This window comes from Prosthecobacter dejongeii, assembly GCF_014203045.1.
Taxonomy (GTDB): domain Bacteria; phylum Verrucomicrobiota; class Verrucomicrobiia; order Verrucomicrobiales; family Verrucomicrobiaceae; genus Prosthecobacter; species Prosthecobacter dejongeii.
Genome location: NZ_JACHIF010000006.1, coordinates 237,797 through 261,804 on the forward strand (window position 1 = coordinate 237,797; position 24,008 = coordinate 261,804).

Sequence of the window (24,008 nt, forward strand, 5' to 3'; positions counted from 1 at the left end):
AGCCCGCGATGCTAGAGGGGCCGGGCGGGCGGTCAACGGAGTGATTTGTGTGCAGCTCGCATTCTTTGGTAGTGAGATCTCCGTAGATAGATTTTTACAGCCGTCCAATATGAATCTGGTCTCTCGGATCCAGGGCGATCCCAAACCTCTCGCATGGAGTCCCACCTTATATGATCTAGGCCGAGACGCAGCAGCCCATAGTCAGCTTGATCCACAGGATGAAACCTTCGTGCATTTGCGTGGATTATGATCTGATTGCGAAAAAAATGTGCTTCATTAATACTGTTTGTCGCAGTCAATGCCCATATGGCGGTTCCGACCAAGGGCTGATCTGGATGACGTCGAATGAAGTCTTTTAAATGAGCAACTAGTGCGCTGATTTCTTCTGAAGTTAGATTCGTTTCCTGTAGCTCATCTTGCCACTCATCAAGCACTTGAGGTGAATACTCCTGTGAACCATTGAGTTTAAAAATAGCTTGTCTAGCTGTCAGCAACACTTCATTCAGATCATTGTCTGGTGTGTTAGAATCAATCTCGGAGATTAAGTGTTGGATGAGGGGTGACATGGGAGGCGAATTGAGCGTAAGAATTTGGATCCTTTATCTCATTTTGTTTTGTCCGTCATCTGGTGCTTAATGAGGTACCATGCCACGCCCGCCTACACCCGCCATTTTGAGTGCGGTCATGGCCTTTGGGCTGTGGGGGATCATCCCGGTTTATTGGAAATGGGTGGGGCACATCGGGTCGGACATTGCGGTGGCTCAGCGGGTGGTGTGGACGCTGGCGCTGACGGTGCCTCTACTGCTGCTGTTCGGTGAAGCTCGGGCTTGGCTGAGGGATCTGCGGCGCGGGGACATCCTGCGCACGCATGCGCTGGCAGCGGTGCTGCTGGGGATCAACTGGGGCACCTTTGTCTGGGCCGCGCAGCATGGGCATCTGGTAGAATGCAGCCTGGGTTACTTTTTGAATCCGCTGCTGAATGTGCTGATCGGTTGTGTGCTCTTGGGGGAGACGCTTTCTCGTCGGCAAAAGATCAGCATCGGCCTCGCCGCTGGCGGAGTATTGCTGCAAATGATTGCAGTCGGGAGGCCGCCGTGGATTGCCCTCGTGCTGGCCTTCAGCTTTGGTTTTTACGGGCTGGTACGGCGGAAGTCCGCGCAGGGGGCCTTGGCGGGGCTAGCCACGGAATCTCTGGTGGCCCTGCCAGTGGCGGGTGGTTTTTTGCTCTGGGCTTCGGCTCAGGGTCGGGCGATTTTTGGCAGTGGCAGTGAGCTGGATTTGGCCCTGGTGATGGGCCTCGGAGTAGTCACCACGGTGCCCTTGCTGGGCTTTGCTCATGCGGCCAGAAAATTGCCATTTAGTTTGTTAGGCCTGCTGCAATTCCTGGCTCCCACAGGTCAATTTCTTTTGGGCGTGCTGGCCTATGGCGAGCCGCTGAGCCCGCTGTCCCTGGTGGCCTTCGCGCTCATCTGGAGTGCGGTTGCTGTGTTTTGTGTGGACCAGCTTTCCAAAAAACAGGAGACGACTTAGACAGCTCCCGGCTTCAGCCAGTAGAGCACGCTCATGCGCACGGCGATGCCGTTTTCCACCTGCTGATTGATGAGGCTCTTCTCGTAGTTCATGCCCCTGTCCGTGATCTCCACGCCGCGATTGACGGGGCCGGGATGCATGAGCCAGAGGCCGCGCTCTTTGAGGATCTCCACGCGGGCATCGGTGAGGCCGTAGTTCTTGTGATACTCGGCAGCGCTGGGGAAGAAGGGTTCGTCCATGCGCTCGCTCTGCACGCGCAGGAGGTAAACAACGTCCGGTTTCCAATCTAGCGCATCGGTCCAGTTGCCAAAGAGTTTCACGTCCTCAGGAGTCTCGCGCGGCATGATGGACCCGGGGGCGAGGTAGGCGACGTGCATACCCAGGCGGCGGAAGATGAGGCTGGTGCTGCGGGCCACGCGGCTGTGCTGGATGTCCCCGACGATGAGGGCACGGGCACCGCGCAGGTCCTTGAATTTTTCACGCAGGGTGAAGGCATCCAGCAGGGCCTGGGTGGGGTGGGCATGCCAGCCATCGCCGGCATTGATGACGCTGGCGCGGGTGTTTTTGGCGATGAGGCTGGGGATGCCGGACTGCTTATGCCGCACCACGATGTAGTCCACGCGCATGGATTCCAAGGTCTCCACGGTATCCAGCACGGACTCGCCCTTCACCACGCTGGAGGACTCGATGTCAAAGTGGGTGACATCGGCGGAAAGGCGGTTGGCCGCCACTTCAAAGGAGGATCGGGTGCGGGTGCTGGGCTCATAAAAGAGTGTGAGCACGGTTTGTCCTTTAAGCGTGGGCACCTTCTTGACGCTGCGTTTGAAGAGGTCTTTGAACGGCACCGCATTGGCGAGCACGAACTCGATTTCCTCATTCGTGAGGGAGGCGATGTCGAGGAGGTCTTTGCGCGGGGTGAGGCTCATGCGTTTGTCTTTTGCCAAGGTCTAACAAATACTTCGTCCCAGCCGTCGCCATCAGCGAAGCGCACGCTCACGCGCTCTTCAGCGGGCAGGTCCACACGGATGCCGACGTAGTCGGGCTGGAGGGGGAGTTCGCGCCCAGCGCGGTCCACCAGCACGGCGAACTGCACGCAGCGAGGGCGGCCAAAATCTAGCAACTCCTCCAAAGCGGCGCGGGAAGTGCGGGCGGTGTAAATGACTTCGTCGCAGAGGATGACGACGGCATCGTCCAGATCAAAGCCGAGATCGGAACCTTCCAGCTTTGGCACCACCTTCATGGTCTGCAGGTCATCGCGATACTGCGTGATATCAATCTTACCAAAGTCCACCTCACGGCCACGGGCCCGCAGGCGCTCGGTCAGGGCACGGGCAAAGGGCACCCCCCGGCGATAGACGCCCACCAGGGCAATGCGGGCTTCGTTTTTCCAACGGGCATCAATGGCGGCCGCGATCTCATCCAGGCAACGCGCCACTCCGGCGGCGTCAAGGAGTTGGCGGAGTTTGTCAGGCGGTTGGGTCACGGTTTGAGATGAATGCAGAGTGGCGGGAGCGTCAACGAAATTCCCGAATTTGCCGTTGCCTGTGGCCAGAGATCATTCGTGGGTCAGCAGCACTGCCGCATTGTGGCCACCCATGCCGGAGGCGATTTTGAGCACGCTCTGGGGCTTCGGCGGGAGGTCTAAACACAGGCTGTCAGGGCAGGTGAGGCCGGAAAGGTTCCCCGGCATGGCACGACAGCGGAGGGCCTCGGAAATCAGGGCGATGTCCAGGAGACCACTGGCCCCGAGCGTGTGGCCGGTGAAGGGTTTCAGCAGCAGCAGCGGCGGCGCCTGTGGATAGGTGCTGCGCAGGGCATTCATTTCCGCCTGGGCGTGATTGGCCGTGCCAGTGGCGTGCGGGCAGAGGAGCGCGGGTTTTTCAAAACCTGCGAGCAACTCGGCCAGGGGTGCGCCATCCTCAGGAATGACGAGGGAGTCGTAGGCATCGCTATTGGCGGCATAGCGTTTCACTACCGGGCCTTGACCGCCGAGTTCTAGCGTCAGGGCCACGCCGGCCTCGCCGGGGTGAAAACCGGAGGTGTGGGGAGACAAGGGATCATTGCGGCCACTGGTGGAAAGCAGCCGTGTATCCTGGAAATCACGCAGCAGTTCCGGGTAAAGCGGCAGGTCCACAGCGACGACAAGTGCCCTTTGAGTGAGCCCAGCCTGCAAGGCCATCCAGGCGAACCCGAGGGCGTCCAGCCCGGCGGAGCAACCATTGGAAATCATCTGCCAGGGGCCGCGAATGCCGAGCTCGATGCTGATGGCGGCGGCGATTTCACTGTGCAGGGTATTGCTGGCGCTGAAGCGGCGGGAAGGGCGACGCCAGGCGTGGGAACCAAGCAACTCCCCGGCATTGCCCCGGCTGCTGGCAGCAAAGAGCCAGGCGTTGCGGGTCTCGGCCTCGCTCCAGCCAGCGCGGGCCACGGCCCGGCGGGCCACCTGCACGCCCAGATTGCTGGCCGCCCCGTAACGGCGGCCTTTGAGCACGCTGCGATCTGCGATACGGCCGGCCAGGAGACCCTCTTGCTGGCTCAGGCCGCTGCGGCCTGCCTGCCAAGTGGCCAGGCTGGCATCCAGGGTGTCTCCGAGGGCGCAGGCCGTCTCAGCGGCAGTGATGGCAATGCTGCGGCTCACAGATCAAAAATCTTGCCAGGATTTAGCAGGCACTGGGGATCGAGTGCTCGCTTGATGCTCTTCATCAGCTCGTAGCTGCCATCGCCTAGCTGGCGGCGGACGAAGGCTTTTTTGGCGAGGCCGACGCCATGCTCACCCGTTACGGTACCGCCCAGGCGCAGGGTTTCATTGACGATTTCCTCCAGCGCCGCCTCCACGCGATGCATCTCCTCGTGGTCTCGCTCATTGGTCAGGAAAGTGGGGTGCAGGTTGCCATCGCCGAGGTGGCCGAAGGTGCCCACCTTGAGGTTATGCCGGATGGCGCATTCGCGGATGAAGCCGACCATGTGCGCTAGCTCCGTGCGCGGCACGGTGACGTCTTCCAGGATGGTGGTGGGCATCACGCGGGCCAGGGCGGAGAAGGCATTGCGGCGGGCGGAGGCCAGCTTGGCCCCTTCGGCTTCATCGGCAGCGGCACGGACCTCGCGGGCCCCGTGCTGGCGGGCCAGTTGCATCATTTGTTCGGCCTCTTCCTGCACCACCACAGGGTGACCATCGGTTTCCATCAGCACCAGGGCCTCCACATCGGTAGGTAGGCCGATCTTGGCGTAATCTTCCACGCATTGCACGGTGGTGCGGTCCAGGAACTCCAGCGTGCAGGGGATGATCTTGGCCGCGATGATGGCGCTGATCGTTTCTGCGGCGGACTCCATGCGGTCATAGAGTGCCAGCATGGTCTTGCGGGCGACGGGGCGGGGCAGCAGCTTGATGAGTACCTCGGTGATGATGCCGAGGGTGCCTTCGCTGCCGATGAAAAGATCCTTCATGGAGTAGCCGGCCACATCCTTCACGCACTTGTTGCCCAGCCAAGTCAGTGTGCCATCCGGCAGGACCACCTGGATGCCCATGACATAATCGCGCGTGACACCATACTTTAGGCCGCGCAGGCCGCCGCTGTTTTCCGCCACATTGCCGCCGATGGTGCTGATTTTCATGCTGCCGGGGTCAGGCGGATAAAAGAGACCCACCTTGGCTGCGGCATCATCAATCTCCTTGGTGATGACCCCGCACTGGGCACGCATGGTCAGGTTCTTTTCATCCACTTCCAGAATCTTGTCCATCTGCACCAGACAAACGACGAGGCACTGCGGGGAGGGGACGCTGCCGCCACTGAGGCCCGTGCCAGAACCCCGAGTGACCACGGCGATGTGGGCCTCCCGGGCTAGCTTCACGCAGGCGGCGACTTCTTCGGACGTGCGCGGAAAAACCACAGCCCCGGGGCGGACTTTCAACGCGGCGGTGCCATCAAAGCTGTAAGGCAGGATGTCCTCATCGGCCGTCAGGACACGATCAGGAGATAGCAGGGCGCGGAGAGTGTCCGCGTGGGCTGGGGTGACGGGGTTCACGTTGTCAGTGTGGCGTATCCCAGGGACATGGCAACTGACCAGCCACGGCTTTCTAACAGGGATAGGGAAGGGCAAAGTTCACCGATTTAGGTGGAGATGACTTGCCTAGGTTCAGGCTATTGTATCGTAACCCGATGCTTTGAAGTCTGTCGTCCCTCTTCTTTGCAAGGTTTCATATCTGTCCTTTTGAATGCTACTTTCACAGGTGAAAAGCAGCGGACTATGATTTTAGTCACGCTTTCCCCAACCACGTTTCGAACGTGGTTTTCTGAGATTGATGACCAGAGCGACGACGGTCACCAAACCGATACCGGATACGATGATGATTCCCATAGAATTAAACTGTTGGGAATCAATACGCTTTCGTGCAAAAAGTCTAGTTATCTTTGGAAAGGTTTCGTAACGATATTAGTCTTAATGGCTAGCATTAGTCATGAGTCATGAATATCCTATGAGAGAGGTGCGACAGAGGCTGGCATACATGCCGTCACGCTTAATTAAATCATCATGCGTTCCGCTCTCTACGATCTTTCCCTGATCTAGCACGTAGATCTTGTCAGCGTGACGTACGGTGCTGAGTCGGTGAGCGATGACAAAGCTGCTGCGGTTCTGCATCAGGCGATCCAGAGCGATTTGAATCTGGCGCTCGGTTTCCGTATCCACACTGGCGGTGGCTTCGTCCAGGAGCAGGATGGGAGGATTTCTCAGCAGGGCGCGGGCGATGGAAATGCGCTGCTTTTCGCCCACGCTGAGTTTGACCCCACGCTCACCCACACGGGTATCCAGGCCTTTTTCCAGACGCTGGACAAAGCCTGCGGCATTCGCATCGGTCAAAACCTGCCAGAGCTCCTCGTCGGTCGCGTCGCGTTTACCGATGACGAGGTTCTCCCTGACCGTGCCATTGAAGAGGAAACTTTCCTGAGTGACGTATCCGATGCTGCTTCGCAGCCAGGCTTTGTTGAGTTCATGAACGGGAGCCCCGTCAATGGTGATGAGGCCCTCATCATATTCGTAAAAGCGAGTGAGGAGATTGATCAGCGTGGACTTGCCAGCTCCTGTGGGACCCACTAGGGCGATGGTTTGGCCTGGTAGGGCCTCCAGATTGATACCGTGAACGGTGGGAATTTTACCTCCGTAGCTGAAGCCCACATCTTGGTAGCGTACATGTCCTTGGATGACAGGCAGGGTTTTCCCCTCCACCGTATCGGTTTCTGGCTGGGCATCCAGGATGTCAAAAACACGCTCCCCTGCGGCTCGCCCGCCCTGGATGATCTGGTTGAGCTGATGCAGTTGCTCGATGGGATCATAAAAGAATTTCAGCAGCAGGAGGAAAGCGGCCAGGTCGCCTTTTTCAATGCGGCCTTCCATCAGCCCGCGAGCACCCATCCACAGGACAATGACCATGCCCACGCTGGTGAGAAAGTGCATGCCGGGACGATAAATGGCCCAGATGCGCATGACATGCAGGCTGGCTTTTTTGAGAGCTTCGCTAGCAGCATTGAAGCGTGAATGCTCCTCCTTTTCCATGGCGTAGGCTTTGATCTGGCGCATGCCTGCCACGTTGTCATGAAGGATGCTGTTCATGCCGCTGCTGGCCCGGCGCACCGCACGGTGGCGATCTTTGGACGTCCGGGTATAAGCCATGGCGCCGATGGCTAAAAACGGGATGGGCACCAGGGCCCAGAGGGCCAGCGTGGTATCTGCCTGAAACATGAAGACCCCCACGACGGCGATCTGGATGATGGCCACCAGCCCCTGCTCGATGCCGTCAATGAGCACACGCTCCACGCTGGGGATGTCCTCCCCGACGGTGGTCATGATGTCCCCAGTCGGCCGATTATCAAACCAACGCAGAGGCAGGGTTTGCAGGCGCTGATAGAGGTCGCTCCGGAGGTCATAGATCACCTTTTGCTCAAACGTGTTGTTCAGCATGATGCGCAGACTATTGAACAGATGCTGGGCAAAGTAGGCACCCAGAGCCATGAGAATCAGGGGCACGAGGCGATCCCACTGCGCCTGAGGCACCACCACATCCAGCACCTCCCGGGTCACGGCGGGAAAGACCACGACCATCAAGGTACCTGTGATGGCGCAGAAGAGCTGGGCACCCGCCATTAGGGGATAGCGGCGCAGGTAGGAAAAGACGCGGAGAGTAGTTTTCAAGGGAGAGTGCGGGGGAGGGAGAACATACGCGTGAGTGCAATGATTTAGAACGAGTTTTCCAACTCGCTGCGCTGCCGCTGATCCCGCCGCGAGAGGAGATCAATCTCCGAGGTAGGCTTCGCGCACCTGCGGGTTTTGCCTCAAGGCCTTGGCATCATCTTGGAGCAGGACTTTGCCTGTTTCCAAAACATAGCCGTAATGGGAGATGCCAAGGGCAAGGTTGGCATTCTGCTCCACCAGGAGGATGGTGATGCCGCGCTCCTTATTGATGGCGACGATCTGTTTGAAGATGGCGCGAACCAAGATAGGGGCAATGCCCAGGGAGGGCTCATCCAGCATCAGGCAGCGAGGCTGGCTCATCAGTGCCCGTGCGATGGCGAGCATCTGTTGCTCACCTCCGGAAAGGGTGCCTGCCTGCTGGCTAAGGCGCTCCTTCAGACGGGGAAAGACATGGAAGGAATATTCAATGTCTGCCGCGATGCCTGCGCGGTCGTTCCGCAGGTAGGCACCCATTTTGAGGTTTTCCAAGACCGTCAGGTTCGCGAAGACCATTCGGCCTTCCGGCACATGGCAGAGATGCCGACTCACGATCTCATGCGGTGGCAGATGGGTGATGTCCTGGCCATCATAGATCACCTTGCCAGAGCGGGCTTTCACCAGTCCAGAGATGGTGCGCAGGGTGGTGGATTTGCCCGCACCATTGCCGCCAATGAGGGTGACGATGGATTTCTCCGGCACATTCAAAGAGATGCCATGCAGGGCTTTGATGGAGCCGTAGGCGACTTCGAGGTTTTGGATCTCAAGCATCGTCATTCACCTCCTCATCTTCGGTTCCCAGGTAGGCCGCGATCACTTTTGGATCTTTCTGGATCTGCTCAGGGGTGCCTTCGGCGATCTTTTTGCCATACTCCAACACGGCGATTTTTTGGCAGATGCCCATGACGACTTTCATGTCATGCTCCACCAGAAGGATGGCGATTTTGAACTTGTCCTTGATGAACTGGATCAGGTGCATCAGCTCCTCTTTCTCCGTGGGGTTCATCCCGGCGGCAGGTTCATCCAATAGCAGCAGTTTAGGGCGTGTCGCCAAGGCGCGCACGATCTCCAGGCGGCGCTGGTTGCCATAGGGCAGGGACTTGGCCTCTTCATCCCGCAAGCGTGCGAGGTCGAAGATATCCAGCAGATCCAAGACCTCTTTTTCGACTTCGCGCTCGCTTTCGGTGAAGGATTTTCCGCGCCAGAGGGAATTGAGAATGCCATGGCTGCGATGGAGCTGCGTGGCGGCGCGGACGTTGTCGAAGACGCTGAGCGAGGCAAACAGACGGATGTTCTGGAACGTGCGTGCGATGCCCAGCTTGGTGAGCTGGTGAGGCTTCATGCCGCAGATGCTCGAACTATTAAAAGTGATGTTTCCCGAGGTGGGTTTATAAACACCGCTGATGAGGTTAAAGGCGGTGGTCTTGCCTGCGCCATTGGGGCCGATGAGGCCGACGAGCTCATTCGGCCCGATCTTCAGATTCAATTCTGAAACGGCCGTCAATCCACCGAAGCGGATCGTGGCATGGTCCATGTCGAGGAGGAAGTCGCTCATGCTGCGGCTCCTTTCCGTTTGCCAAAGGTGAAGAGCCCCTGGGGTCTTGCGATCATCAAGCCGATGATGAGCAAGGAATAGATGATCATGCGGTAGTCCGCAAAGGAGCGCAGGAATTCAGGCAGGAGCGTCAGCAAAATGGCGGCGATGATGACGCCAGCCGTGCGACCCATTCCGCCCAGGATGACCATGACGACGATGTCAATGGACTTGAAGAAATCGAAACCGGTGGGGGAGAGGAAGGTTTTGTGGTGGGCATACAGGCCACCGGCGATGCCAGCAAAAAAAGCCCCAATGACAAAGGCAGTGACCTTGTAGCGCACTGGGTTGATGCCCATGGAGCTGGCGGCCACTTCGTCATCACTCACGGCGATGAAACCGCGGCCATAGGTGGAATTGACCAAGGCAGCGACCACATAAACCGTCACGGCAGCGAGGGCAAACGTCCAGCCCAGTGTGGTGTCCTTGGGAATGCCGGTTAGACCGCTCGCCGCGCCAACGGCCTCTGTGTTTTGGGCAATGACGCGGATGATTTCACCGAACCCCAGAGTGACGATGGCAAGATAATCCCCATGCAGCCGAAGCGATGGAATGCCCACGGCCAGACCTGCAATGGCAGCGAAAAGACCGCCGAGTAAAAGCGCAACCAAGAAGAGCAGTGGCTGCATGGACTCAGGCACCAGGGGCGCGACGACGAGCGTGAACTTCGCCGCTGAATATCCTCCCACGGCCATGAATCCAGCATGGCCGAGGCTGAACTGTCCTGTGTGGCCATTGATCAGATTGAGGCTGACGGCCAGGATGATATTGATGCCGATGTCAATGAGGATGCCCAGATCGTAACGATTGATAGAACCGCTGAACTGGGAGGCGACGATGGCCAGAATGATGCCAGCGATAAGCCAGCGTTTAGCGCCCTTCATGGAGGTCATACTTTTTCCACGGTGGCTTTGCCGAGCAGGCCGGCAGGTTTGAACAACAGGATGAGGATGAGGATGGCAAAGGCGATGCCGTCCCGGTAATTCGAGAGGCCAGGTGTACCACCAGCGTAAGTCTCGACGAGGCCTAAGATCAAGCCACCCAGCGCTGCGCCGGGGAGGTTACCAATACCGCCGAGGACCGCTGCAACGAAGGCGCGCAGACCGGGTTGCACGCCCATGAGGGGATCAATGCCTGGGGCCTTGATGGCATACAAAATGCCCGCCACCGCAGCCAGGGCGGATCCCAGGCCGAAAGTGAAGGAGATGATGCGGTTGATGTTGATGCCCATCAGAGCAGCCGCCTGCTGATTGAAAGAAACAGCGCGCATGGCCGTGCCGATCTTGGTGCGCTGCACCACAAACCAAAGGGAAGCGAGAAGGACCAGGGTGGTGCCCACGATGACGAGGTCATTGCTGCCGATGACCAGCCCGCCAAAGTGCAGATCATTTTCCGTGAGCAATTTCGGGAAGGGTTTGGTATCGGCGCCTAGTACGGCAGGGTGCTGGCAGGTGAACTCAATGAATAGAGAGACACCGATGGCCGTGATGAGCACGGTCAATTTAGGCCGTGAGCGCAGGGGGCGGTAAGCCAAGAACTCGATCAGCATGCCGATGCCCGCGCAGATCATGGCGGAGAGCAGCACCACGATAAGGGCCCCCGCGATGGAGGGTAGGGGCAGTATCTTCTCCACCGCAGGGGCTAAGAAGTAAGCTGAAAAGGCCCCCAACATGAGCACATCACTGTGGGCAAAATTGATGAACCGGAGGACCCCATAAACCATGGTGTAACCCAGCGCGATGAGCGCGTAGATAGAACCTAGGGCGAGGCCGTTGATGAGTTGCTGAAGAAACCAGTCCAGAGGAATGAAACGAGTTGAGGGTTAGGCGACGTTCAGAAAGACGGAATGAAGGGGGTGGTTCACTCAGTTAATTCGACCCAAATGCCGGAGACTAAGACTCTCGAACCGATGCGATTTCCAGCTTAAGGATTGACGGTTTCCAAGAATTTGAATTTGCCGTCTTTGATCTGCAAAATGACGGCGGATTTGACGGCATCGCGCTGGGCATTGATGGCGACTTTACCCGTGACAGCATCGAATTCTTTGGTGCCAGCCAAGGCATCCCGAAGTTTGGCAGGCTCGGTCCCGTTGGCGCGTTTGATGGCATCCACCAGGAAGTAAACGGAATCATAACCAAGAGCGGCCATGCAGTCTGGCACTTTACCCTTGTATTCCTTTTTGTAGGATTCCACAAAGGCCGTGACCTTTGGGGATGCAGCATCCGCCGCATAATGGGTGGAGAAATAATGGCCTTCCACAGCAGCGCCGCCCAGTTCCACCAGCTTGTCACTTTCCCAGCCGTCACCACCGATGAGGGGGACGTTCAGGCCGAGTTGCTTGGCCTGGATGCAGATGAGGGCCACATCCGTGTAATAACCAGGGATAAAAACCGCATCCGGTGCAGCGGATTTGATGGCGGTGAGCTGACCTTTAAAATCTTTATCGCCACCGTTGAAGTCGAGCTCCGAAACGATCTGGCCACCTGCTTTGGTGAAGCCTTCTTTGAAAAATTTGGCGAGGCCTTTGCTGTAGTCGCTCTTCACATCCGTGAATACGGCGACTTTTTTAGCCTTCAGGGTATTGAGGGCAAAGTTGGCCATCACGGTGCCCTGGAAGGGATCGATGAAACAGACGCGGAAGATGTAGTCGCCCGTTTCAGTCACTTTCGGGTTAGTGGAGGCCGGGGTGATCATGGGGATGCCATTTTCTTGGCAGATCGGTGCGGCTTCGAGGGAGCGGCTGGAGGCCACTTCGCCCAGGATAGCGACGACACCGTCTTTGGAGATCAGCTTGTTGACGACGTTGGCTGGCTCGCCGGCCTTGGACTGATCATCTTCGGTCTTCAATTCTAGCTGCTTGCCCAGCACGCCGCCGGCGGCATTGATTTCCTTGATCGCCAGGAGAGTGCCTTCATGAGAAGAGGTGCCAAAGGTAGCTTCCTTACCTGTGAGGGAGGCAAATTCACCGATGAGGATGGTATCTCCGCCGCTCTTGTTGCATCCTGTGAAACCGGAAAGAAGAATCCCGAGCGATCCTAAAATGAAAAGTTGGCGTGTTAGCATCTGCATTGCGCCTTTCTAGCAGTCTGCATACCATGGGCAAGGGGAAAAGCACCTGTTTTGGCAACCTAGGGACACCGGATGTCGCACGCCGAGACCTGTCAGAGAGAAAGAAAATGAATTTTTTTACCTGACACGGTTGCACGCTGAAAATTGAGCGGTATTCTGACGACCCTCACCTCATTACCCCGTGGTGTAATGGTAACACAGGAGATTTTGGATCTCTTATTTAAGGTTCGAATCCTTACGGGGTAGCCAAGGGGGCTCAAAGTCAGCCAGTAAAAGCTGATTCTTTGGAAGCCAAAGGCTGCTTTCATCAACGCAGCAGGCCACTTTTCCAAATCGATTGTTGCAAGTGGCCGCGCGATTTTATTCCTCTTCTTCAGCAGCCAGTTTGGCGGCTTCGCGTTTGAGGATGCGACCCACCCGGTGTTTGGCCAAATAGACCTGCGCCGCATTGACGCCGAGTTCTTTTTTGACGCGTTCGGGGTCCCAGCCTTTGAGGACATAGCAAGAAAAAATCTGGTATTGGCGGGGAGAGACCAGGGCCTTCACCCGTCGGAGGGCGATGTCCATGATCTTGTCCTGCCATTCTTTGTCCCAGAGTTTTTCGAGAGTCATGCCGTTCGGGTCGGCGCAGCGGTCAATCGGTGCAGTGCGGCGGTCGTCCGTTTCATCGGCATACAGATTGGCCTCGCGGCTCTGCTGCTTTTTACGGCGGCGAAATTGGTCCAAAATACGCCAGCGCGCTTGATTGAGGAGGAAGGATTTGAAGGAGCCGAGGCTGGTATCGAATTTCTTCTTTTGCAGATTTTTGGCCACGCCAATGAAGGTTTCCTGCACGACGTCGCTGGCTTCATCATCACTGAGACCGGACTTACGGGCGACGTGGAAGACGAATCCAGAGTAGGTGCGGTAAAATTCGTCCCAGCTTGACCAATCGCTCCAGTTGTCCAGTCGCTCGATCAAGGTCTTACGTGTCGCGGGTGAGCCGGACACTTCCTTGATCATTTCTTCGGTGATTTCTTTTGGGAGCGGTTCCTCCATGATGGAAAGTGTAGGGATGAGGCAGGTGTGGCAACGGCTATTTGAAACACCTCGTTGGCGTTTTGGATGCGGTCAAAACTGCAATAAAGCTATTTCGCGGATGCGGCTCAGATTGGTGGTGCGGGACAGTACGGATTTGGGTGCTCCGAAGGTTCTTTATTTAAGCTCCCCTGATAGAGACGGGTTTTCGGGGCGTAGTATTCAGCCCCCAACCACTGTCAGTCTGCTCGCTCAACCCTCTTCCTGAGCAGATCGCTTCCTTGTTATGCTGTCATCCATGCCCTCCAGTCACCTGTACCGTTCGCTGCACGCCGTTGCAGCGCTGAGCTTGTGCCTGATGTCTGGGTGTTCCCAGGGGTTTTTCAAAAAATGGGCGGACAGGGAAGTCTTTGGCATCATTGGCAAAAAAGCGCAGTTCGTTCCTGGGGCTGAAGATGACACGCTGTTGAGTGTGACGCCGCCGCAGCCCGTGAATCTGGATGTGCTCATCAAGAACTCCGAGACGGCAGATTTCCTGGGAGAGCGGGCCTTTATCGAAAAAGGCGCGCGGGTGATCAGTTTGGCCGATGCCCTGGATTTCGCCGTGCATCGCAACCGCACTTATTTGGGACGAAAGGAAATTGTCTATCTCTCCGCGCTGACACTCACGGGCACCCGGCAGCAGTTCAGCCCGATTGTGGGAGCTGATGGTGGCGCTGCCTATACGGATACTCAGGTGAAAACTGGGGTAAACAATCTAGTGCGGTCCAACACGCTAACAGCCGATGGCGGAGCAGGCGTGGATTATCTGATGAAAACGGGCACGCGTCTCGCGATCGGCCTGACGACCGATTTCACCCGCTTTTTTACCGGCGGTCTGCGGAATGTCTCGGATTCGCAGGCCAGTGTCGTCTTGTCACAGCCTTTGCTGCGTGGGGCGGGTGTCTTGGCGGCCTCTGAGCCTCTGCGTCAGGATGAGCGCGATGTTTTGTACACGATTCGTGATTTTACCCAGTATCGTAAAGAGTTCGCCGTCAGCATCACCACACAGTATTTGCGCACCTTGCAGGCTCGTGAAGCCGCCCGTAACCGCTACGTGGCTAACCGGGCTGCTGCCGCCTCCATCATTCGTGAAGGTGCCCTCGCGGAGGCGAATCTGCGCACGCAATCTAGCCTGAAGCAGATCCAGCAGGGGCAACTCACCTATGAGCGTAACTGGATCACGGCCGTGCGTAACTATGAAGAACAACTGGATGATTTAAAGATCGCCCTGGGTCTGCCAGTGACGGAGCGCATCATCTTGAGCAACACGGAGCTGAAGCGCCTGGAAGTGGTGGAGCCTAAGGAGGACCTGGATACCGTGATGGACACGGCCTTGATTACCCGGCTGGACCTCTTCAATCAGCGGGATCGTCTTGCGGATACGCGTCGGCGGGTGAAGATTGCTCACCAGCAAACATTGCCCACGCTGAATGCCTTGGCGGGGTACCAGATCGGCACACCGAATAACAACGAGGGACTGGAACTGAACCCCAGGGTGCGCCGCTACACGGGTGGGGTGGACGTGGACCTCAACCTCAATACAAAGCCGGAGCGGAATGCCCTTCGTGTGAGCCAATTGGATGAGCAGTTAGCGCAGCGGCAACTGGACCTGGCCGAGGAGCAACTGCGCAGCACGATCCGCACGGACTGGCGCGGTTTAGCGGTGGCGCGGAAGCAGTATGATCTGGCTCAGAAGGGGCTGGAACTGGCCCAGAAGCGTCTTGAAATCGAAACCGCGCTGATGGAAGAAGGCCAGGGGACTGCCCGTGACATTGTGGAATCTCAGGACCGCCTGATCACGGCACGCGACTTGGTTGTTTCGACCTTGATTGACCACGTGATCGCCCGTCTGCAGCTGTGGAGTGACATGGGAGTCCTCTACATTGAGAAAGACGGCTCATGGGTGGACGTATTGAATAAAGAAAAACCGAAGGGAGAGTCATGAAGAAGGTGAAGTCTAAAATCTGGATCTACGGAGGAGTCGCTGTGGCAGGGATCGCTGCAGTGAGTTACTTCACATCTGGTTCGACCCGGCAGGCCGACGATGTGCCAACTTTCTCCGTCCAAAAAGGGCGGTTGCAGATCAATGTGCTCCAAGGCGGGGAGATCCGCGCGTTGCAGAACTTTGAACTGAAATCAGAAATCGAAACACCGACGAAAATTCTCAGCCTGATTCCTGAGGGTTACTTGGTGACAGAAGAGGATGTGAAGGAAGGCAAGGTGCTGGTGGAACTGGATAACTCTGATCTGAAGACTCGGATTCAAGATCACGAGATCCAGTTTCAGACCACGGTGGCCTCTTACATTGATGCCGACGAAGGGCGTGAAATCCAGCGCAGTGAAAACCAGAGCCTGGTGCGTGACATGAAGGAGACGGCCATCTTTGCGCTGATGGACTTTGAAAAATACCTGGGCCGTGACTTGAGCATGAAGATTTTGGCGGATGCAGGTCTGCCAAAAGATGCGTCTGAATTTGATAAATTTGCCGATCAGCTTGAGTCTCAAGCGAACGCACAGTTGGAGGCTGGTGCCAAGGTCTCTGCGGTGGGCGAAGCCAAAAAAGACACGATGAACGCGCTGAAAAAGACGGTGGGCTCTGCTGAGTCTGAGCGCATTGATTTTTCGCCTTTCTTGGAAGGGCAAAAAAGCGGCGATGGTGAGGCCCAACAAAAGCTCCGTCAATTGGAAGACGAGCTGCTGCTGCGTAAGTCGGAGCTGGCGGTGGCCAAGCAGAAAGTGGAGGCCTCTCAACGCCTGGCTTCACGGGATTTCATCTCCAAGACTCAGTTGGAAAATGACCAAGTGAACTTTGAAAAAGTGTCTTTGGCAGGGAAGACCGCGAGCACGGAACTGGATCTGTTTAAGAAGTATGCGTTCTCGAAGATGTGCGCGCAGTTGGTCTCGGCCTACCGCGAAAGTCTGACGAAGCTGCAGCGCACGGTGCGGGCGAACCGCTCCAAAATGGCGCAGGCGGAAACGCGTTTTCAGACGGCGAAACGTCGTTACGAAATGGAGTTGGCCAAAAAAGAGGACTTAGATCGCCAGCTCAAGGCCTGCATGATGCGTGCGGTGCAGCCTGGTCTGGTAGCTTACGGAGATCTGAACGCCAGTGCTGCTGCGCGTTACAGTGAGTCCATTGAAGAAGGCAGCAATGTGCGCTTTCGCCAAACGGTGCTGACCATTCCAAATATGTCGCAGATGGGCGTCCACGTGAATGTCCACGAATCTCAGGTAAAGAAGGTCCGCATCGGCCAGCCAGCCTTGATCAAGGTGGATGCTGAGCCGGGCATCGTGCTGGAAGGACGTGTGGCTGAACTTGCCGTGCTACCCGATTCCAGCAGCAGCCGCTACACGCCTAACTTGAAGGTGTATCCTGCCTCCATCCATATTTTGGGCACGCATCCTTGGATGAAGCCGGGCATGAATGCGAAGGTGGAAATCCTGGTGGATCAACTGGCGGACGTGATGTTTGTGCCAGTGCAGAGCATCGAGGTGGAGAATGATCACCACTTCTGCTACGTGAATGAAAGCGGCAGTCTGGAGCGCCGCTCTGTGGAGACAGGATTGTTCAACGATGAGTTCATCGAGGTCCGCACGGGGCTGCAACTGGGCGAACTGGTGGCGCTGTCTCTGCCGAAGAAACTGGTGCCGGAAAACAAACCCGGTGGTCCTAGCCCAGGCATGTCTGAGGACCCCGTGGCTCCGGCTAAACCGAAGGGGCAGGGCAAAGCCAAGCCGAAAGATGTGGCCGCCGTGAAGTGACACATGTCTGAGCCGATCATCAGTCTGCGGGATATCCGCAAGTCCTACCAGATGGGAGATGTCCTGAGCCATGTGCTCCAAGGGGTGTCCTTTGACATCCATCGCGGAGAGTATGTCTGCATCATGGGGCCCTCTGGCTGTGGTAAATCCACCCTGCTGAATGTCCTGGGCTGTCTGGACCAGCCGACGAGTGGGGATTACTTCCTAGGTGGCGAGAATGTGGCGACTCTGAATGATGACGATCTCTCCGCTGCACGAAATCGGAACCTGGGGTTTATTTTCCAGAGCTACAATCTCATCCAGCAATTGACCGTGGTGGAGAACATCTCGGTCCCCATGTACTACGGCGGGGCGGATGACGCGAAGATGCGGGAGGTGGCCGAAAAGCTGGCAACGCAGGTGGGCCTGGGACATCGCCTTTACCACAAGCCCAATGAACTTTCCGGCGGGCAGCAGCAGCGTGTGGCCATCGCCCGTGCTCTCTCCAACAGCCCGCTGATGATCTTGGCCGATGAGGCCACGGGGAACCTGGACTCCAAATCTGGGCAGGAGATCCTGGCTCTGTTTGATGAACTGAATGAGCAGGGGAAGACCCTGGTCTTTGTGACGCATGATGAACGCATGGTGGAGCGCTGCACGCGCATCATCCGTCTGCGAGATGGGGTGGTGGAAAAGGATGAGCGTGGAGCAAAGGCGCGAAACTAAAGGCAAGGGGCATTTAGGGCACTGCGTGCAGAGGCCAGCGGGGTGTGTGTAAACAATTTGTTTCTGCGGGCTTTCGCATTGCGCGTTTGATTATAAATACTATAATTAAGGGCGCATGATGCTTCGTCTCCTCATTTGGTCCATCTTTTCTGGCCTCGCCCTGGCGGGTGGATTGATGGCGCATAAGGAGGGGAAGCTGACGGCGTGGAACCTGTGGTTCAAGGAATGGCTAAGTGGCGAAGACAAAACCTATTCTGGGGTTCGCTTTGAGGTGGATCTGGTGGATCGGCTGAACTTTGTCCGGATCGGTGTGCGACAACCACTGCTGAAGGTGGATGTGGAATTGGAGGCTTGGCTGGAGAAGGAATTCCCCACCATGGTTCTGGATGATGCCACGCGGATCTCTGAACTGGTGCAGTCCCAAGCGCCTCGCTATCTGCGTGTGTCCGTGTGCACGGCCAGCGGCCCGACTTTGCGCTCTTTGCTGGATCAATACCATGACTTTGGCCAAAGCATCGGAGGGGAGATGACTCACCTCGCCTGTGCGGTGCGAGAATCCGCCGGAGGGCTGATGCATCAGTCTTTATTGATCGTGGGGCAGAGGCTGGAAGACTTCAGTCCTGAGGTGATGGCGAGCAGCAAAGAGGAGGCTTTTTTCAGCACCTGCCCGCATTGCCAGCACCCGCACATCGTGCGCATCTCACGCCAGCAAAACAGTCTGGGGCTGGAGTGTCCCCAATGCCGACGTACCTATGCAGTCGTGGCCACGGATGCCGACGGGCACTATCGTTTCGTGAATGAGTTTTTGACGGGCTACGCACCCCCTGCGGTTTTTTCAAAAGATGATTCGAGAGTGCATGAGCTTTTCACCATCTGGGCTGCGGTGCATGCCAACTGTGTCTATACCAAAGATCCGGGAAGTAAGAAAGCGGCCACGGATGCCTGGCAGACCAGTCTGGACACACAGCGAAAAGGCCAGGGAGACTGCGAAGATTCGGCCATTTTTTTGTGTGACTGGCTGCTCTCACGTGGCTTTCAGGCACGGGTGGCGCTGGGGCGCTATGGGGATCTCGGCGGCCATGCCTGGGTGGTGGTGAAGCTAGACGATAAGGAGTATCTGCTGGAGTCCACCGAAGGGCGGCCAGATCCCTCCAATCCACCGCTAGTCTCGCGGGTGGGGAGCCGATATGTGCCGGAAATCATGTTTGATCGTTACGCTCTTTACGTTCATTCCACGCCAGGGCAGGCCTGGAAGGGGGACTACTGGTCCACCAAAATTTGGACGCGAGTGGAACCGCGTAGCTTGAAGGCGCGTCTTCAGACAGCAGCGGGTAAAGAGGGGGAGGCTAACCCTCCGGAAGCGAACCAGCGAGTGGCCCGGGCGAGCCGCCCAAACCCGGCGTCAGCCCCCTTTGTCGAGCTGAAGGAAATCCCCAAAGATGCGTCTATCTGGCAGATGCCTTTATCTCTAGGTCAGGAAAAGCTTGGCAAGGAACCTCCTCGCTAAGGTGAAGATGCGTGAACTTAACTCAGGAAACGCTCTTGAAGCGTATTTTGCCTTGAGCGTTTGCACGCTTGCAGCTAACTCGCACCAAGACAGAGGCGTGCCGCCTCGTATCTTGACCTCTTTCCAAAATCGCAAACCCCCATCCCACTAAAAACAGCCATGGCAGTCGTCTCCAAAGGTCTTGAAGGAATCGTCGCAGCAGAAACCCGTCTCGGGGAAGTGAAGGGTGCAGAAGGCATCCTTTTTTATTGCGGATACGACATCAACGAACTCGCCGGCAAGGTCAGCTACGAAGAGGTTGTCTATTTGTTGTTTTACCAAAAGCTGCCTAACCGCGCGGAGTTGGAGAAGCTGACGACGGCTCTCCGGGCTGAGCGTGAGCTGCCTCAGGGCGTGATTGATTACTTGCTGGCTGCGCCTAAAAAGGCCAAGCCGATTGACATCATGCGCACAGCCGTTTCCATGCTGGGTAGCTATGAGCTGAAGCGTCACGATGTGGATGTGAGTGAGAACCTCGCCACGGCAATTCGTCTCGTCTCACAGATCGGCGTTGTCGCTGCCTACTTCCACCGCGCTCGCACGGGCAAGGAACTGCCACCGATCCGCAAGGATCTCAGCGAGGCCGCTCATTTCCTTTACCTGATGACAGGTGAGGTGCCGAGTAAGGAGGCTGAGAAGACACTGGATGTGGCCTACGTGCTGCATGCTGAGCACGGCTTCAATGCCTCCACTTTCACCGCTCGCGTGGTAGCCTCCACGCTCAGCGACATGTATTCTGCCATCAGCGCTGCGATCGGTGCCCTCAAAGGTCCTCTTCACGGCGGTGCCAATGAAGGCGTGATTCACATGCTGGAAGAGATTGGCAGCCCTGACAATGTGGACTCTTGGGTGGAAGACGCACTGGCTCAGAAGAAGAAGATCATGGGCATCGGCCACCGCGTGTACAAGGTCCTCGACCCCCGCGCTCCGCACCTCCGCGAGATGGCCATCCAGCTCACGGCCCAGCTTGGCGAAGCGAAGTGGATCCAGATGTCTGAGCGCATCGCTGAGATCATGCGCGAGCGGAAGGGCCTGAATGCGAACGTGGATTTCTACAGCGCGACCGTGTATTACAGCCTGGATATCCCGACAGATCTTTTCACCCCGATCTTCGCCATCGCTCGCATGAGCGGCTGGACTGCTCACGTGCTGGAGCAGTGGAGCGAAAACCGCTTGTTCCGCCCCTTGAGCGAATACGTCGGTCGTCCGTACGGTCAGAAGGTCGTGCCGATTGACGAGCGTTAATCACGACGATTCCATTCCATGACCACCCGGTATTTGCTGGGTGGTCTTTTTTATGGATATTAGTAATTCGTGTGGAAATTTCACTTGGGAGATGGGGTCAATCGCTTAGATTGAATGAGGTATTATGATCCCTCTAGCGCCCAGCCATCATGTGTTTGTCGATTTCGAGAATGTGCATGAGCTGGACCTGTCTTTGGTGGGACGTCGGGGATTCCAATTTACTTTGATGATGGGAGCCAAGCAGACCAAGCTGGGCGTGGAAGTGGTGGAAAAGCTTTTGCAACATTCGGAAGCCGTCCAGATCATCCGCCTGCAATCCATCGGGAAGAATGCACTCGATTTTGCTCTGTCTTACTATGTGGGGCAGGCGGTGCTGAGCTACCCTGGGGGCCAGTATCACATTGTCTCTAAAGATACTGGGTATGATCCGCTGGTTCAGCATTTGCGCAGCCGACAGGTGGCTGTTTCGCGGCATGATGACTTTCGTAATCTCATCGAATCACACCCTGAGACGCCCATGGTGCATCCGGAGGTCGTTAAAACCAGCGTGGTCGAAAAGGTGCCCGCAACAAAACTCAATGGAGCGGAATTGGAGCCGGTGATTCATGTGGCGAAAAAAGTTTCCTCACCCAAACCTGTCGGGACGGAATTTGAGCGTGTAGTTACCTTTCTGAGGGGGACGGCAAGCCGACCGAAACGGGAAAAGACTTTGCTGAATCATTTGGCGGCCTTCATGAAAAAAGAGGTCAACAGCCCTGAAATTCCCAAGATGATCCAGCGGCTGATCCAAAGCGGGCGAGTGAAAATGGATACTCAAAGGGCGCTGACCTATCATTTTTAGATTCAGCTGCATCGGCGAAGGCAAATGTTGGTTGACGTTTGTGAGTAATCACTTACAATGTGTCGCCATGCCTCCTGCTTCTACAAATCCGCGTCTGCCCAGCGATGAGCGGCGTGGGGGCATTTTGGATGCAGCTCTGCGGGTGTTTGCGGAGCGCGGATTTCACGGGGCGACGACGAAGGAATTGGCGAAGGCGGCGGGCGTTTCGGAGGCGCTGATGTTTCGCCACTTTCCGACCAAGGAGGATCTCTACATCGCTCTGCAAGCCCATTGCTGCCAAGCCAAGGCAGGAGAGAAGGCTGAGATGCTGGGGCAATTGGAAGATTCCACAGCTTCGTTGGTCACTCTGGTACATTACATGATGGCGAAGATGCTGCGTCCCGTATCCGCAGTGCCGGAGGCCGAGCAGGCTCTGCATCGTTTGCTGGCCAATAGCATCATCGAAGATGGAAACTTTGCCCGGGGATTCATGCAGCGCGTAGGCCGTGAATTTATTCAAAAAATGGAATCTTGCTTGGCGGTGGCTCAGGCTGCGGGTGATGCTGAATCTTCTCCATTGCAGGGAAACGTCGGCGCGTGGTTTGTGCAGCACTTTGCGGCGATGCTGATGCTGAATGAAATGCCGGGACGTCCCGTGGTGGAACTGGAAATGGAGCGCGCTGCGCAGGTGGAGCAGGCGGTCTGGTTTGCCCTGCAAGGCCTAGGACTGAAGGCCGAGGCCATTCGTCGAAATTATCACCCGCAGGCGTTTGCCCTGCTGATGAGCTGATGTTTTTTTGAATTTGTATAGAAGTAAGCACTCACTCCGAAATGATTAAACCTGTATCTTTTTATGACGACTGATTCTCCCTCCCTCTCCAGCGTGCGTTCTCGTGGCCTGCCGTGGTTTCCCATTGCCACCATCTTGCTGGGCGTGGTTGCTGTTTTCTACATTCGCTCGCTCCCAGAGTTTGAGCGGAATCTCAAAAGCTGGCTCACGGCGGCAATCCCGCTTTTGGTGGTGATCCTGAACTGCCTGTGGTTCGTCTTCACTCCGCGCTTTTCCTGGCGTACTCGGCTCACCGGCCTGGCTGGGCTGCTGATTCTAGGTGGGGTGGCCAAATGGACGACGCGGGTGGACGGTACGCTGGATGGCACGGGGGTACCAAACATCGTGTGGAAGTGGTCTAAATCCGAGGGGCCCTCCGTGGCCAAGGTCAAGGTGGCGGAAGCTGCGGAAGGCTGGACGCCCGATGCAGCGATGCTGGCCCAGTCGGCCGATGTGCCGCAGTTCTTTGGCCCGAATCGAGATGGAAGAGTCACGGGGGCCAAGCTGGCTGGAGATTGGAAGGCGGTAACGCCAAAGGAGCTGTGGCGTCAGCCGATCGGCCTGGGGTGGTCTGCCTATGCAGTGGTGCAGGGCCGGGCCTACACGCAGGAGCAGCGGAGTGAGGAAGAGTTGGTCACGTGCTATGATCTCTTCACAGGCAAGCTGCTGTGGTCCTATGCGGACCCGGTGCGCTTTTCCCAATGGCAGAGTGGAGATGGCCCCCATGCCACGCCGACGATACATGAGGGACGGGTCTATGCCTATGGGGCCACAGGGCTGCTGAACTGTCTGAATGCCACCACGGGCAAGCCCATCTGGCAGCGCTCCGTCCTGGGTGAGAACAAGCTAGAAAACATCGAGTGGGGGGTGAGTTGCTCCCCCTTGATCGTGGATGACAAGGTGGTGGTGACGGGCGGTCAAACGAAGGGGCCCGTGCTGTTTGCTTATAAACTCGATACGGGTGAGTTGGCCTGGAAAGCGGGCGATGACCAGGCCTGCTACTCCTCACCCCTGCTCGCTACTTTGGCGGGAAAACGGGTGGTCTTGAGCAACAATGTGCGCTCTTTGACCGCGTATGATCCTGCCAGTGGCGCGGTGCTGCTGGATTACGAATGGGGCGGCACGAATTGGCCCAAGGCTTCGCAACCCTTGGTGTTAGGCCAGGATCGGGTATTTCTTTCGGCTGGTTACGGCATGGGCTGCCAGATGTTGGAAATCAAGGCAGCGGCCGATGGCTCTTTAGCGGCTACTCAACTGTGGGCGGGCATGAAGATGAAGACGCAGTTCAATAGCCCAGCGGTCCGGGAAGGTCATGCCTACGGCCTGGATGACGGGCGGCTGGCCTGCGTGGATCTGGCTACGGGGGAACGCCTGTGGAAAGAGGGGCGTTTTGCCTCCGGTCAGAGCTTGCTGGTGGATGATTTAGTCATCATCCAGAGCGAAAGCGGCCCGGTGCATCTCGCTGCGGCGAAACCTGCTGGCTTTGAGGAACTGGGCAAGATCGGTGCGCTGAGCAGCAAGACCTGGAACCACCCGACGCTGGCGGGGCGCTACCTGCTGGTGCGCAATGATCGCGAGGCGGTTTGCTATGAGCTGCCCTTGGCGAAGTGAAGGCGGGAGGTGCTTC

General features: G+C 57.0%; 21 protein-coding genes and 1 tRNA gene. 10 read left to right on the plus strand and 12 right to left on the minus strand.

Annotated features, from left to right (window positions below):
* Positions 1-32: 32 nt before the first annotated feature.
* On the minus strand, positions 33-566 hold the full coding sequence (locus HNQ64_RS15205; protein ID WP_184210098.1) for a hypothetical protein: 534 nt from the start codon (positions 564-566) through the stop codon (positions 33-35).
* A gap of 79 nt (positions 567-645) precedes the next feature.
* On the opposite strand from HNQ64_RS15205, the gene rarD reads away from it, so the two are divergent.
* Complete coding sequence (gene rarD / locus HNQ64_RS15210) at positions 646-1,530, plus strand: EamA family transporter RarD (RefSeq protein WP_184210100.1); 885 nt, start codon at positions 646-648, stop codon at positions 1,528-1,530.
* Here rarD and HNQ64_RS15215 read toward each other — a convergent pair.
* The 10 genes from HNQ64_RS15215 to HNQ64_RS15260 form a co-directional block, all read right to left on the minus strand.
* Positions 1,527-2,456, minus strand: a complete 930-nt coding sequence (locus tag HNQ64_RS15215) for an aspartate carbamoyltransferase catalytic subunit (protein ID WP_184210102.1) — start codon at positions 2,454-2,456, stop codon at positions 1,527-1,529. The genes rarD and HNQ64_RS15215 overlap by 4 nt on opposite strands.
* Positions 2,453-3,013, minus strand: a complete 561-nt coding sequence (gene pyrR / locus HNQ64_RS15220) for a bifunctional pyr operon transcriptional regulator/uracil phosphoribosyltransferase PyrR (protein ID WP_184210103.1) — start codon at positions 3,011-3,013, stop codon at positions 2,453-2,455. The genes HNQ64_RS15215 and pyrR overlap by 4 nt, the downstream gene beginning before the upstream one ends.
* A gap of 72 nt (positions 3,014-3,085) precedes the next feature.
* Positions 3,086-4,168 (minus strand): beta-ketoacyl synthase N-terminal-like domain-containing protein, encoded by a 1,083-nt coding sequence (locus HNQ64_RS15225; RefSeq protein WP_184210105.1) that lies wholly within the window; start codon positions 4,166-4,168, stop codon positions 3,086-3,088.
* A complete protein-coding gene (locus tag HNQ64_RS15230) occupies positions 4,165-5,553 on the minus strand; it encodes an FAD-linked oxidase C-terminal domain-containing protein (protein ID WP_184210107.1) in 1,389 nt (462 codons plus the stop codon). The genes HNQ64_RS15225 and HNQ64_RS15230 overlap by 4 nt, the downstream gene beginning before the upstream one ends.
* A gap of 438 nt (positions 5,554-5,991) precedes the next feature.
* Positions 5,992-7,716, minus strand: a complete 1,725-nt coding sequence (locus tag HNQ64_RS15235; RefSeq protein WP_184210109.1) for an ABC transporter ATP-binding protein — start codon at positions 7,714-7,716, stop codon at positions 5,992-5,994.
* A 99-nt stretch (positions 7,717-7,815) separates the two neighbouring features.
* A complete protein-coding gene (locus tag HNQ64_RS15240; RefSeq protein ID WP_184210111.1) occupies positions 7,816-8,523 on the minus strand; it encodes an ABC transporter ATP-binding protein in 708 nt (235 codons plus the stop codon).
* Entirely contained in the window at positions 8,516-9,307 is a 792-nt protein-coding gene (locus HNQ64_RS15245) for an ABC transporter ATP-binding protein (RefSeq protein ID WP_184210113.1), read from the minus strand. The genes HNQ64_RS15240 and HNQ64_RS15245 overlap by 8 nt, the downstream gene beginning before the upstream one ends.
* Positions 9,304-10,239 carry a branched-chain amino acid ABC transporter permease gene (locus HNQ64_RS15250; protein ID WP_246431059.1) on the minus strand — a complete coding sequence of 312 codons (936 nt, stop codon included), beginning with the start codon at positions 10,237-10,239 and terminating at the stop codon, positions 9,304-9,306. The genes HNQ64_RS15245 and HNQ64_RS15250 overlap by 4 nt, the downstream gene beginning before the upstream one ends.
* The gene (locus tag HNQ64_RS15255) at positions 10,236-11,147 is read right to left on the minus strand and encodes an ABC transporter permease subunit (RefSeq protein WP_184210332.1); all 912 of its coding nucleotides are present in this window, start codon (positions 11,145-11,147) and stop codon (positions 10,236-10,238) included. The genes HNQ64_RS15250 and HNQ64_RS15255 overlap by 4 nt, the downstream gene beginning before the upstream one ends.
* A gap of 122 nt (positions 11,148-11,269) precedes the next feature.
* The gene (locus tag HNQ64_RS15260; protein ID WP_184210115.1) at positions 11,270-12,409 is read right to left on the minus strand and encodes an ABC transporter substrate-binding protein; all 1,140 of its coding nucleotides are present in this window, start codon (positions 12,407-12,409) and stop codon (positions 11,270-11,272) included.
* 181 nt (positions 12,410-12,590) lie between these two features.
* On the opposite strand from HNQ64_RS15260, the gene HNQ64_RS15265 reads away from it, so the two are divergent.
* A tRNA-Gln gene (locus HNQ64_RS15265) sits at positions 12,591-12,664 on the plus strand.
* Positions 12,665-12,775: 111 nt separating this feature from the next.
* Here the strand turns inward: HNQ64_RS15265 and HNQ64_RS15270 are convergent.
* Complete coding sequence (locus tag HNQ64_RS15270; protein WP_184210117.1) at positions 12,776-13,453, minus strand: sigma-70 family RNA polymerase sigma factor; 678 nt, start codon at positions 13,451-13,453, stop codon at positions 12,776-12,778.
* 337 nt (positions 13,454-13,790) lie between these two features.
* On the opposite strand from HNQ64_RS15270, the gene HNQ64_RS15275 reads away from it, so the two are divergent.
* The 8 genes from HNQ64_RS15275 (at position 13,791) to HNQ64_RS15310 (ending at position 23,992) form a co-directional block, all read left to right on the plus strand.
* Positions 13,791-15,419 carry a TolC family protein gene (locus HNQ64_RS15275; protein ID WP_184210119.1) on the plus strand — a complete coding sequence of 543 codons (1,629 nt, stop codon included), beginning with the start codon at positions 13,791-13,793 and terminating at the stop codon, positions 15,417-15,419.
* A gap of 5 nt (positions 15,420-15,424) precedes the next feature.
* Positions 15,425-17,236: an efflux RND transporter periplasmic adaptor subunit gene (locus HNQ64_RS24355; RefSeq protein WP_184210120.1), complete on the plus strand. Its 1,812-nt coding sequence runs from the start codon at positions 15,425-15,427 to the stop codon at positions 17,234-17,236.
* Between the two features lie 3 nt (positions 17,237-17,239).
* A complete protein-coding gene (locus tag HNQ64_RS15285) occupies positions 17,240-17,941 on the plus strand; it encodes an ABC transporter ATP-binding protein (protein ID WP_221305466.1) in 702 nt (233 codons plus the stop codon).
* Positions 17,942-18,056: 115 nt separating this feature from the next.
* The gene (locus HNQ64_RS15290) at positions 18,057-19,448 is read left to right on the plus strand and encodes a transglutaminase domain-containing protein (protein ID WP_184210122.1); all 1,392 of its coding nucleotides are present in this window, start codon (positions 18,057-18,059) and stop codon (positions 19,446-19,448) included.
* Between the two features lie 159 nt (positions 19,449-19,607).
* Positions 19,608-20,732, plus strand: a complete 1,125-nt coding sequence (locus tag HNQ64_RS15295; RefSeq protein ID WP_184210124.1) for a citrate synthase — start codon at positions 19,608-19,610, stop codon at positions 20,730-20,732.
* 124 nt (positions 20,733-20,856) lie between these two features.
* Entirely contained in the window at positions 20,857-21,573 is a 717-nt protein-coding gene (locus tag HNQ64_RS15300; protein ID WP_184210126.1) for a PIN domain-containing protein, read from the plus strand.
* A 67-nt stretch (positions 21,574-21,640) separates the two neighbouring features.
* On the plus strand, positions 21,641-22,342 hold the full coding sequence (locus tag HNQ64_RS15305) for a TetR/AcrR family transcriptional regulator (RefSeq protein WP_184210128.1): 702 nt from the start codon (positions 21,641-21,643) through the stop codon (positions 22,340-22,342).
* A 63-nt stretch (positions 22,343-22,405) separates the two neighbouring features.
* On the plus strand, positions 22,406-23,992 hold the full coding sequence (locus tag HNQ64_RS15310; protein ID WP_184210129.1) for a PQQ-binding-like beta-propeller repeat protein: 1,587 nt from the start codon (positions 22,406-22,408) through the stop codon (positions 23,990-23,992).
* The last annotated feature ends 16 nt before the right edge of the window (positions 23,993-24,008 follow it).

Excerpts from the sequence above, each read along its gene's own strand:
- HNQ64_RS15275 (WP_184210119.1), top strand. The coding sequence starts at position 13,791 with ATGTCTGGGTGTTCCCAGGGGTTTTTCAAAAAATGGGCGGACAGGGAA.
- HNQ64_RS15270 (WP_184210117.1), bottom strand. The coding sequence starts at position 13,453 with ATGGAGGAACCGCTCCCAAAAGAAATCACCGAAGAAATGATCAAGGAA.
- HNQ64_RS15295 (WP_184210124.1), top strand. The coding sequence starts at position 19,608 with ATGGCAGTCGTCTCCAAAGGTCTTGAAGGAATCGTCGCAGCAGAAACC.
- HNQ64_RS15215 (WP_184210102.1), bottom strand. The coding sequence starts at position 2,456 with ATGAGCCTCACCCCGCGCAAAGACCTCCTCGACATCGCCTCCCTCACG.
- rarD (WP_184210100.1), top strand. The coding sequence starts at position 646 with ATGCCACGCCCGCCTACACCCGCCATTTTGAGTGCGGTCATGGCCTTT.
- HNQ64_RS15285 (WP_221305466.1), top strand. The coding sequence starts at position 17,240 with ATGTCTGAGCCGATCATCAGTCTGCGGGATATCCGCAAGTCCTACCAG.
- HNQ64_RS15240 (WP_184210111.1), bottom strand. The coding sequence starts at position 8,523 with ATGCTTGAGATCCAAAACCTCGAAGTCGCCTACGGCTCCATCAAAGCC.
- HNQ64_RS15290 (WP_184210122.1), top strand. The coding sequence starts at position 18,057 with ATGATGCTTCGTCTCCTCATTTGGTCCATCTTTTCTGGCCTCGCCCTG.
- HNQ64_RS15260 (WP_184210115.1), bottom strand. The coding sequence starts at position 12,409 with ATGCTAACACGCCAACTTTTCATTTTAGGATCGCTCGGGATTCTTCTT.
- HNQ64_RS15300 (WP_184210126.1), top strand. The coding sequence starts at position 20,857 with ATGATCCCTCTAGCGCCCAGCCATCATGTGTTTGTCGATTTCGAGAAT.
- HNQ64_RS15205 (WP_184210098.1), bottom strand. The coding sequence starts at position 566 with ATGTCACCCCTCATCCAACACTTAATCTCCGAGATTGATTCTAACACA.
- HNQ64_RS15250 (WP_246431059.1), bottom strand. The coding sequence starts at position 10,239 with ATGACCTCCATGAAGGGCGCTAAACGCTGGCTTATCGCTGGCATCATT.
- HNQ64_RS15310 (WP_184210129.1), top strand. The coding sequence starts at position 22,406 with ATGACGACTGATTCTCCCTCCCTCTCCAGCGTGCGTTCTCGTGGCCTG.
- HNQ64_RS15305 (WP_184210128.1), top strand. The coding sequence starts at position 21,641 with ATGCCTCCTGCTTCTACAAATCCGCGTCTGCCCAGCGATGAGCGGCGT.
- HNQ64_RS15245 (WP_184210113.1), bottom strand. The coding sequence starts at position 9,307 with ATGAGCGACTTCCTCCTCGACATGGACCATGCCACGATCCGCTTCGGT.